The organism is Paenochrobactrum sp. BZR 201-1, from assembly GCF_044987585.2.
Lineage (GTDB): Bacteria > Pseudomonadota > Alphaproteobacteria > Rhizobiales > Rhizobiaceae > Paenochrobactrum > Paenochrobactrum pullorum.
In genome coordinates this window covers 1-10,535 of sequence record NZ_JBJDRZ020000047.1, presented here as the reverse complement: position 1 = coordinate 10,535, position 10,535 = coordinate 1, and the positions used below count along the sequence as shown (strand labels likewise).

Here is a 10,535-nt window from a genome sequence, read left to right as displayed (position 1 = left end):
CCTTGGTGGCTTTTAAAAACAACCACACTATCGCACAAAAGCGGATCAGGAGGCCGTCCACCACATCAAGTCCAGATGTCCGGCAATTGCTGGGAGTGGAGTATAGACACGTATAAAATTCGCTCCTTGTCCAAAAAATCCAGACTACAAAACCAACAAGCTGAAAAACGAATTTTACTAAAAGGCGGATCTTATCTCTGCCATGCGAGCTATTGCCACCGCTACCGCATAGCTTCCAGAATGGGGAATACACCTGATAGCTCAACCAGACATGCCGGCTTTAGGCTCATTTATGAAACTGGGCTTGCTTAGTAAAAGTGGAGTGTTTTTGAGTTGAAAGGAAACTTACATGACAAAGCGATCACATTTTACTAAGCAACTCCAGCTTGATGCGTTTGAGCAAGCCATCTCAAAGCGTAAAGCCGCTATGAATAAGGATTTGACCTACCACTCTGTCCGCGGATATAAATATCTTTCTATAAAATAGACCGAGTGGCTAGCTGCGGCCCAGATTTGATCTTTGGTCCGTAGCATTGGCGACGCTTATGACAATGCCGTAACTGAATGAGAAACGCTCAACTGGATCCATTGGTACAATGATCAACGTTTGCTGGAGCTAATCGGAAATATAACACCTGCAGAAGCTGAACAGATTTTTATCAGAATATGAAATATGTGACAGAGCTGAATAATCGTCAAACAAATTAAACGCCGGTAAACATACGGCGGTTCAACTATCCGGATGCGTTCGAAAGTCAAAAATTTTTGATACGAATAATGCTCCCAAGGTGTGTCCAAGGAGCATTTCACAGTGAATTATAATTTTTTAAATCTATTTTTATACTCAGGACAATCTATCTTGGAAAGTAGCATGCTGCCGAGTGTTCTGTATCGACAGGCAACGCCGGCTCCGATTTTGAGCACAATTCCGTTGCGTAAGAACAGCGCGTATGAAACCGGCAGCCGCTTGGTGGATTGGCTGGATTGGGCGGATCACCTTTTAGCCGAACTCTTTGTTGCCCTTTTGTTTTTTTCACACTTGGAACCGCTGATAATAAAGCTTGTGTGTAAGGATGCTTCGGGCTTTTAAATACTTCTTCACGCGTGCCGATTTCAACGATACGGCCTAAATACATAACCGCAATTCTATCACTGACATAGCTTACCACCGATAAATCATGGCCAATGAAAATGGTCGTCAATCCCAATTCATGCCGCAATCGCTCAAGTAAATTTAAAACTTGCGCCTGAACGGACACATCCAAGGCGGAAACAGGTTCATCAAGCACCAATAATTTAGGTTTGAGTACTAATGCCCGTGCAATGCCCACACGTTGGCGTTGGCCGCCGGACAACTGGTGCGGATATCGATCAACCTGACGTGAGTCAGCGCCAACCATTTCCATTGTTTCCACAACACGCTTGTGCCGTTCCGCACGGTTCAAGCCCGACTTGCTGACAATTAATGGCTCTTCGACAATCTGTCCGATTGTCATACGTGGATCTAAGGAAGCAAACGGATTTTGAAAAACCATTTGCACTTCACGCCGCCAATTGCGCAACTCCTTACCCGACATCGAGAGAACGTCTCGGCCCTCATAAATAATTTCGCCACTATTGACAGGAACCAATTTCAAGATTGTGTTGATCAGCGTGGATTTTCCGCATCCGGATTCGCCTACAATTCCTAACCCCTCACCTTTAGCGACAGAAAAAGAAATGTGATCAACGGCCTGAACAGCGCCAGTTTGCCGGCGCAAAAGGCCAGAGCGGACAGGAAAGTGGCAAACCAAGTCCCGTACATCTAGAAGTGGCTGAATGGGTTTCTCTGAAATAGTTTCATTTTGAGACATCTAATATATCCTCAGATAAAGGAACTGGCAGCATTATCAGAAGCCATAAGTTTTTCTGAAAAATGACAAGCAGCCTGGCGCCCCTGAGCGACCACTTTAAGTAAAGGCCGTTCGCTGAAGCAAATATCTTGTGCGAATGGACAACGTGGTGCGAAGGCGCAACCGGTCACACTATCCATCAAGCTGGCGGGACGACCGCTAATAGATGGTAGCGATTGTTCTTCCAAATCAAGATCAGGTACACAAGCAGCTAAAGCCAAGGCATAAGGATGTGCGGCGCGCGTAAATATTTCTTCCGGCTTGCCCGTTTCAATCACGCGGCCTGCATATAAAATAGCCACCCGATTAGCAATTTCAGCCACAACACCAAAATCATGGGTAACAAGCATTACGCCCATCTGATTTTCTCGTTGCAACTCTGCCAAAAGATCCAGAATTTGCGCCTGGACGGTCACATCGAGGGCTGTCGTTGGCTCATCCGCTATCAAAAAGTCTGGTTGCAACGCAATCGCCATAGCAATCATGATGCGCTGACGCATCCCACCGGATAACTGATGGGGATAATAATTTGCGCGTTCTTCCGGATTGGGCAGGCCGACTTTCTTAATAAGCTCGACAGTTTTTTCCTGCGCGGCCTTGCGGCCCATACCAAGACGGGCGCGGAACATTTCTGCAATTTGATAACCGACCGTATAAACCGGATTAAGAGCTGTTGGTGCATCTTGATGCACCATGGCCATGCTGGTTCCGCGCAATTCACGGCGAGAATTTTTATCAATCCCGAGCAGATTTTGGTCACGGAAGAATATCTCGCCACCAGTAATCCTGCCCAAAGGTGGTAGTATACCCATAATGGACATTGCCACCATGCTTTTACCTGCTCCGGATTCCCCCATCACGGCCAAAATCTCCCCTTGATAAATGTCGATGTCGACACCATCCAGAATTGGAATTTCGCCAATGCTAACGGAAAGATTCTTGACCGAGACCAGTGGTTTATCTGATGAATTCATGATGAAACCTCAACGGGAACGGGGGTCAAAGGCACGCCGCACAGCTTCGCCCAAGAGAACGAAAACTAAAACGGTCACCACCAAAAATAATGATGGGAAGATCAGCATATGGGGGGCAGCACCAGTATATGGTTGCGCATCGCTAATAGCTGTTCCCCAAGAAATGATCGGGGGCTGCAAACCCAAACCTAAATAGGACAAGGTCGCCTCTGTTCCCACATAGCCGCCGAGCGATAAGGTCGCCATAACCAAAAGTGGTGTAATTGCATTGGGAACAATATGACGTAAGGCAATCCACATCTCAGAAGCCCCTGCCACACGGGCAGCACGAATATATTCAGCTTCTTTAACCTGCAAAACACTGGCACGCATCAAACGCGCTTCCGTTGCCCAGCCAAGCATTGACAATACCAATGCCAGACGGAGCATGCCATTGCCGCCGTTATTGCCCAAAACAGACAAGATAACGATAGCACCCAGCAAGGTCGGCAGCCCCATGACAATATCCGTAATACGGGATAAAATAGCATCAATAGCCCCCCCCTTAAAACCTGCTATCAACCCCACAATACCGCCGATCAATGTCGAACCAAGTGCTGCTAATATAGCAACAACCAGTGAGGCACGAGTGCCATAAATGGTACGTGCATAAATATCACAGCCCTGGATATCATTACCAAACCATGCTCTTCCTGATGGCGCGCGCCGCGCACTCAACAGTTGGCATTTACGCGGGTCAGCCGAAGTAAACCATTCGGGAAAAATTGCCATCAAGGCCAGAACAACCAAGATTACCAGCATTATCCAGACGAGCGGACGCCGGCTCAATTCTTGGAAAGCCATACGGCTCAGTGATTGACCGCTCGGTAGTGTTTCAGTTGGAATAGCTGCTGCTGAAGGTGTTTTATTCATAGCGAATCCGTGGGTCCAGCAAAGCATAGGTCAAATCGACCAGCAGATTAACGAAGAGATAAATGAGAACGATGATCGTCACCGCGCCGACAATTGTAACGCCATCATGAAGTCGGATTGAGCGAACGATAAGGCCGCCTACACCTTGAATATTGAAGACACCTTCAACAACAATTGCACCAGCCAGCAAGCCACCAATATCTTTACCAATATAAGTCACAACAGGTATCAAGCTGTTGCGCAGCACATGCACGAGCATGATACGGCTATCTTTCAGGCCTTTCGTACGGGCTGTACGTACATAATCACTCTGCAAACTGTCGATAACAGTCGTACGGGTCAAACGCGTCAGCACAACCTGATGAGAAATGGCAAGCACAAAAGCAGGTAACAACATCTGGCTGAAGCTGCTTGGATCATTGACCGTCACCGGAAACCAGCCAAGGCGGACACCTAAAATCAACTGCGCCAAATTCGCAATTACAAAGGTTGGAAAGGCGATTATGACAAGACCTGCAAGCAAGTTTGCCGTGTCAAAAAATTTGCCTGGTTTCAAAGCTGACAGCATTCCCAGAGCAACGCCGATCAACGCTTCAATGACCACTGCCATCAAAGCAAGACGAATGGTCGCCGGAAATACACCGGCAATCTGCTCGGCGACATCCCGACCAGTAAATGAACGTCCAAGATCTCCCTTGAACACATCCATCATATAATAAACGTAACGAACCGGCAGTGGTTCATCCAAGTGATATTGCGCAGTCGCCTGCGCAATAAAAGCTTCGGAACACTCTGCATCACCGCATTTTCCGGCTAAAGGATCGCCAGGCATTCCCCAAGCCAGAAAAAATACGATAAATGTTGTCCCCAGTGCAACAGGGATGAACTGTAACAAACGGCGTAGAATGTAACCGGACATAACGATTCATCCCTTGTGACACATTGTGTTTATCGGTTATTTAAGCGAAATCCGTGTGTAATCCGGACGACCATTGGAGAAGAGAACAATTTCACCAACGCGCGGCGAATAACCAACCGCCACTTTCGGATGCCAAAGCGGAACACGCGGCAGATCTACAGCCAAAAGCTTTTCAGCCTGCTGATAGATTTCAAATGCTTCTTCCTGCTTCTTGTAGCTGGCTTCTTCAATCAGCTTTTCGAAAGCGTCATTAGCATATTGTCCACGGTTTGATGTACCGTTGATCGAGTAAACAGGGATCAATGCGTTATCAATTGCAGGATAATCCAAAGACCAGTTTGCAGGATAAACGCCGTCAATCTTACCCGAACGGGTGAGTGAGGAGAAAGTGGAATTATCTGATAAAGACTGTGGCAGGCAGGTAACATCCAATGTATTCTGGATTGAGTTGCAAACTGCTTCCATCATAGGCTTCAAGTTGCTTTCAGCCGAGTAATAGAGCTTGATATCACCTTCATAGCCACCGGCCGCATCGTAAAGCTCTTTGGCTTTTTCCGGGTTGAATTTGCAAGTGTCACCACAACCATTTGCTACATAGCCATCAGCTGCCGGTGGAACCCAACCAGTTGCAGCGACTGCGGTGCCATTCATAATGATTTCAATTATCGCTTCACGATCAATTGCCATAGAAAGCGCTTGTCGCAATTCCGGGCTCAAGAGCTGCTTGTTTGCATCCGTGTAAGGCATACCGAGCGCCATTGTTGCCCCTGTCGGAAACAGCAATGTTCTGTCTTCAAGATCGCGCTTCCATTGCTCACCAACAAGCTTGGAAACAGGCACATCGCGCATCATATCAAGATTGCCGGCAACCAAGTCATTATAGGCAGCTTCACCATTGGTATAAATGCGCTGTTCAATACCCTTGAGTGATGGCTTGAACGGACCGGTATAACCTTCGAAAGCAGCCAGTCGGAAACCACTATCTGCACTGCCGGATTCAAACATGAAAGGACCGGCACCAATCGGCTTTTTCGCATAAGCCATTGTATCAGCAAAAAAAGCCTCAGGCATCGGGAAAAATGCTTTATAGGTCAGCTTGGAAATAAATGACGGCAATGGTGCCTTCAGCTTGATGCTGAAACTATTATCGTCAATGAGCTTCAGACCCGTCATTTCAGTGGAGGTCGGCTCCGGTGTTACACCATCAACTTTACTAGGGCTGAGTGCCTCATAGCCCTCAATATCAGTGAACCAGTTGTTGTTGGTCTGGCCGTTAGGCGCATAAGCTGCCCAATTCCAAGCATCAACAAAGCTTTTGGCTGTTACTGGTGTACCATCATGAAAAACACGATCTTTTGCAACTGTGACTGTCCAGTTGATGTTGTCATCTGTTTCAATCGAAGTTGCAATATCCATCAAAACCTTTCCGGTTTTGGGATCAACACTGACCAGACCGGCAAGGATTGGCTGTAAAACGTCGGAGCCGCATCTTTCATTCGTATTAGTTGGAATGAGTGGAGCCGCAGGAACGCAAGCGGAAATAGAAATCCAGCCTGGCTCAGCTGCAGAAGCAGCTCCCGTCGCAGAAAAAACTGTACTACTCATTAACAGGGCTAAAGCGAGTGTCTTTTTCATGTTTCCCCCTCCTTGAAAAGGCTAAGCGTTAATTGTTATTTCATACTCTTTAAATAGCTGACGGCTCTTTGCAAAACCGGATCAGCATCGCTTCCATCTCTCCATTGTGCGAGAGACGGTTCGATTATTTCTTCAGGGCAAACACCGCGGCGCTCATAAAGATCACCGTTGATCATGCCTGAAGCCATCGTCGAAATCTGAATTTCAGTGCCACTTGCCGGCAAAATCGTGCGGCGGACAAAACCACTGCCACCTGCCGTCGGTGTTCCAAAGCTTCGAACCTGTGGCAACGCTGCTATCGAAGATGCAAAAATGTCGGAGGCGCTGTAATTGCGTAAATTAATTAATTGCGCGACAGGCTGTGCCAAATGCAAGTCACCATGTTCCGGTAAACGTTCAGCCATCAAAAGATTTACGGGGCCAAAATTTTCATTTTCTGCCGCCGGCCATTCAGGTACGAACTGCGCCATAAAATCTGCAGCTGCGGTTTGCGCCTCCCCGCTCCATTCGGTACTGTTCGATGGGCGCATCAAACGCTTTTGCATAATATGGCGGCCAGCTTCCGGATCACCGCCAGGCATCCGTCTGATCCGTGCCCAAGACGTCACATAGGCTTTATTCTTAGGCACTAAATAGCCGATAATGGCCTGCAACAGATGCCTTGAGCCGCCACCATTATCGCGAATATCAATTATGATGCCATCTGTAGCCTCGAAACTACGCATCAAAGTATGTGCGGCAGCAATCGCTTCCGGTTCGCCAACCATGCCTGCAGGCAGTGCGATATAACCAATATTACCAGCGATAATGCCACCCTGAACCGGCTCAATCTCAGGCTTTGGATCATGATCAAGCAATGTTAATATGACATTCTTGGTCGCACTACCGCTTTCATTGGTGAGCGTCACCGTAACGGACATATCATCCGACAAAACTACATTGAGTTTTTCGGCCAAAGCACCAATACGACGAATTTCACGCGCCATCCATGTGCGGCGCATGGAACTCGTACCGCGCGGCACTCCGCCACCAGCCACGCGTTTCCATTCTTTTATCGGCACACCAGCAATAGCTGTGACAAAGGGATATTCCGGCTCAATAAGTGAGCGGCGATCCAAGCTCACAGCAACGAGCTTTTGCTTGATCCAATCAAATTGCAATGGGGCAATGCCGCTATTGATTAATGCGCTATCAGCAGAATTGACACGTGTATGGGCATCACCCAACAACACCATCAAATCCCGCATGGCTTCCACATGCTGGATCCGCGATTTATTCGCGCCGGACTGGCGGATTTCAGCCAGCATTTGCCCGTGGCGCACGCTATATTCCGATGTGGAAATCCACCAATAAGAGAATTCAGATTTTATAAGACGGTCAAGCAGCAGCAGATCGCTTTCCATCTGTTCAGCACTCAGCACTTTAGGCGCTTGGGCTGAACCATCCAGATGAATCTCTTCCAGCGCTTTCAATGATTCTTGCATATCCGGCTCTGCATTTAATGGCGGACATTCGCCATATTGTAGGAAAAACCAGATGGAGGAGAGCAGATTAGCTGTAGTTGGCGTCAAGCTAAACTTGGCATCTTCAGATGATACAATATCCCAATTCTCAACAGGTACGGCATTTTGTGAGAGCACGCCAGCGAGATCACAAATCAGCAATCTTTGCCAATCACGCCCCGCCATTTCAGCAGCTTTATTGACCAGCAAGTCAACATCAATGCCATTGATAACCGCCAGCTCGTGCCAACCGTCGCACCAAAATTCTGGACGGCGATTATCCGGTTGCCAACGCAAAGCAGCAAATCCTGAGGCCGGAAAATCAGACAAATTGCCTAATTTCAGAATTTTGCGTGCATCATACGCCTGTTGATAGCTGACCATGATTAAGCCTTGTCACCTTCGGCTTGAATCTGGTCAAGCATGTCACCGACTTCAATCAGATACAGATTGCGTGCTTCTGTGTGGATTGAATCTATACACACAGCCCGTCCGTCTCTGCGCCACCGCGGATGCAGATCACAACGGTTTACTTTGCCAAGGTTAGTGTCAGTCCAGAACCGTCCAATATCATAACGAGCGCCTGTATGGGTATCGTAGATAAAAAGAGTACGAATGCTCGTTGTATCATCGGGATAAGTATCGGATAGAATGAAACGACCATTGGGTGAATAGGTCATGTGACCATTTTCGGTCAGCACCTGCGTGCCAATGAATTCAACCTTATCCGAGCGATCCGTATAAAGATTATAATGAATTTCACCCTTATGCGGACCCCAAGCCATGATTTCTTTCGGGTTCACCCAAGTTGGATGAGAAATCTGGTATTCAGATTTTTCATAATCAAAAACACTATTGGCATCGGCATCATAGGCATCGTCCAATTGCGGAATTGGGTGATCGGAACACTCAAGCAGGTATAAATCCGTGCCATCAGGATTGATCGAGTAAAGACGGTGTAACCAGCAAAATTCGTCTTCAATGCGTTTCGTCCAGCGATGGAGAAACAAAATACGCCTTGAATCTTGCGCGATCTCGGGATGACTAATCCAATGAATTGCACCATCCATGGATGCGACAGGTTGATTGGCTTTCAAATCAGCAAGCGAAAGGATAAGCTTGGTTTCGCCACTCACCATATCCAAAATATGCATACCATCGTCTGATGGTGCCAATGGTAGTTCGACAGGTGCCAGCTCATCAACATAACCAATGGTCGGGTGCGTAGCATTATAACGACGGTAATCTACACAAACAGCCCATTCCGAGCTGGGTGCAACCACATAAACAGGCACGTTATATTCGCGCGTTTCTCCGGTTTCCACATTAACGACGCGGCTACCAAACCCGGGATAAAGGTCAGCATCATTAAGCGGGCGCCGGATATTAAAAATAATTTCACGACACTGCGTGGCTTCCAGCCATTGCAGCTGCGCCCCCATCTGCCAGTTCCAACTGGTGGTTTCACTTAACTTCTGAAACTTGTTGCCATTGGCAAGGTCAAAATATCCGACTGCTGCCACATCGGACGGCAGCAAATCTTTGTTGGGAAAATCACATTGCAGCGCAAGCACGCGTGACCCCGTCATATCCCATATCTGCTTGTTATAATATCCAAAGAAATGATTTTTGCCCGGCTCAGACAGTTCAAGCGCACTGAGTTCCGCATCTATAATGCGCTGATTTTCAATCTCCACCCGACATTCCTCCGAGATTTTGTACAGAATCGTGTTCTTAAAAAGACATATTGTATTTTATGTACTTAAACAAGTACAATTAGGAACATCTAGATTCAAATAAAAATTATGTATATGCTCAAAGCACTTAACCGATTTGCCAGTAGACGCTTGAAAGGACATCAACTTGAAGAAAAGCGCCCTGAACAACTCAGCTGCTTCAACCGTGGAAACAGAGATTTCCCAGTTAGGCTCGCACATCTACGACGAGTTGGTAAAAAACATTCGTGAGGGGCGCTATACTCCCGGCGAACACATCCGCGAAACAGTTGTGGCAACAGAATTAGGCGTTAGCAGAACACCAGTACGTGAGGCGCTTAGACGCTTACATAACGACGGAACTGTCGTGCTAACCCCCAGAAAGGGTGCAGTTGTAGCTGAACTGGCACATCAGGAAGTTGTTGAATTATATATGTTGCGTCAGGAAATGGAGGCTATAGCTGCCCGCTTTGCAGCTCAGCATGCTTCGGATATAGAAATTTTGCAGATCGACAATATTTTAAAAAGATCGGAAGAATTATTGCACGATCGGCACCGTCTCAACCAGGTCAACTGGGAGTTTCACAATGCCATCTATGAAGCAACGCACAACCGATATTTCATGAAAGCAATTCGCGCTATATCTGATTCCATGGTCATGCTGCGCGGTGCACGATATATTCCAGAGGACAGGCCCGAACAACTTGCATCAGAGCATCGGGCAATTTTTAACGCGATTCAAAATCGAAGCCCTCAAGAGGCCGCTGAGGCCGCCCGCTACCACATACAGCAATCGTTACTGGTTCACCTAAACAGTAATAATCGTAGTTTTTCACAAAATACGTCCAAAAACTGACGATTCCATGTATTTCAGGAGTGGCCGAATAAATTGCCCTGTCATCAATCAGCTGTAAGCGATGTTTCGATCACACCTTGTTTGGATAGTTCCATGGTAAAAGTTGGTCTATGTCGCACTGTTTATGGCC

General features: G+C 47.2%; 9 protein-coding genes. 2 read left to right on the top strand and 7 right to left on the bottom strand.

What is annotated here, in order from left to right:
• Nucleotides 1-312, top strand: a 312-nt coding sequence (locus tag ACI0FR_RS16305; RefSeq protein ID WP_461668021.1) for an SUMF1/EgtB/PvdO family nonheme iron enzyme, incomplete at its 5' end; no start/stop codon positions are given.
• A 542-nt stretch (nucleotides 313-854) separates the two neighbouring features.
• Here the strand turns inward: ACI0FR_RS16305 and ACI0FR_RS16300 are convergent.
• The 7 genes from ACI0FR_RS16300 to ACI0FR_RS16270 are packed head-to-tail and all read right to left on the bottom strand — an operon-like array spanning nucleotide 855 to nucleotide 9,531.
• Entirely contained in the window at nucleotides 855-1,853 is a 999-nt protein-coding gene (locus ACI0FR_RS16300) for an ABC transporter ATP-binding protein (RefSeq protein ID WP_374834710.1), read from the bottom strand.
• 11 nt (nucleotides 1,854-1,864) lie between these two features.
• Nucleotides 1,865-2,866 (bottom strand): ABC transporter ATP-binding protein, encoded by a 1,002-nt coding sequence (locus tag ACI0FR_RS16295; RefSeq protein ID WP_461668020.1) that lies wholly within the window; start codon nucleotides 2,864-2,866, stop codon nucleotides 1,865-1,867.
• A gap of 9 nt (nucleotides 2,867-2,875) precedes the next feature.
• A complete protein-coding gene (locus tag ACI0FR_RS16290) occupies nucleotides 2,876-3,778 on the bottom strand; it encodes an ABC transporter permease (protein WP_374834706.1) in 903 nt (300 codons plus the stop codon).
• Complete coding sequence (locus tag ACI0FR_RS16285; RefSeq protein WP_461668019.1) at nucleotides 3,771-4,697, bottom strand: ABC transporter permease; 927 nt, start codon at nucleotides 4,695-4,697, stop codon at nucleotides 3,771-3,773. The genes ACI0FR_RS16290 and ACI0FR_RS16285 overlap by 8 nt, the downstream gene beginning before the upstream one ends.
• A gap of 36 nt (nucleotides 4,698-4,733) precedes the next feature.
• Nucleotides 4,734-6,332 (bottom strand): peptide ABC transporter substrate-binding protein, encoded by a 1,599-nt coding sequence (locus tag ACI0FR_RS16280; protein WP_374834701.1) that lies wholly within the window; start codon nucleotides 6,330-6,332, stop codon nucleotides 4,734-4,736.
• A gap of 35 nt (nucleotides 6,333-6,367) precedes the next feature.
• Nucleotides 6,368-8,218 (bottom strand): S41 family peptidase, encoded by a 1,851-nt coding sequence (locus tag ACI0FR_RS16275; protein ID WP_374834699.1) that lies wholly within the window; start codon nucleotides 8,216-8,218, stop codon nucleotides 6,368-6,370.
• A gap of 2 nt (nucleotides 8,219-8,220) precedes the next feature.
• Nucleotides 8,221-9,531, bottom strand: coding sequence for a hypothetical protein (locus ACI0FR_RS16270; RefSeq protein ID WP_461668018.1), 1,311 nt, complete (start codon nucleotides 9,529-9,531; stop codon nucleotides 8,221-8,223).
• A gap of 166 nt (nucleotides 9,532-9,697) precedes the next feature.
• Here ACI0FR_RS16270 and ACI0FR_RS16265 point away from each other — a divergent pair, with 166 nt between their 5' ends.
• Entirely contained in the window at nucleotides 9,698-10,405 is a 708-nt protein-coding gene (locus ACI0FR_RS16265; protein WP_461668017.1) for a GntR family transcriptional regulator, read from the top strand.
• Nucleotides 10,406-10,535: the final 130 nt, after the last annotated feature.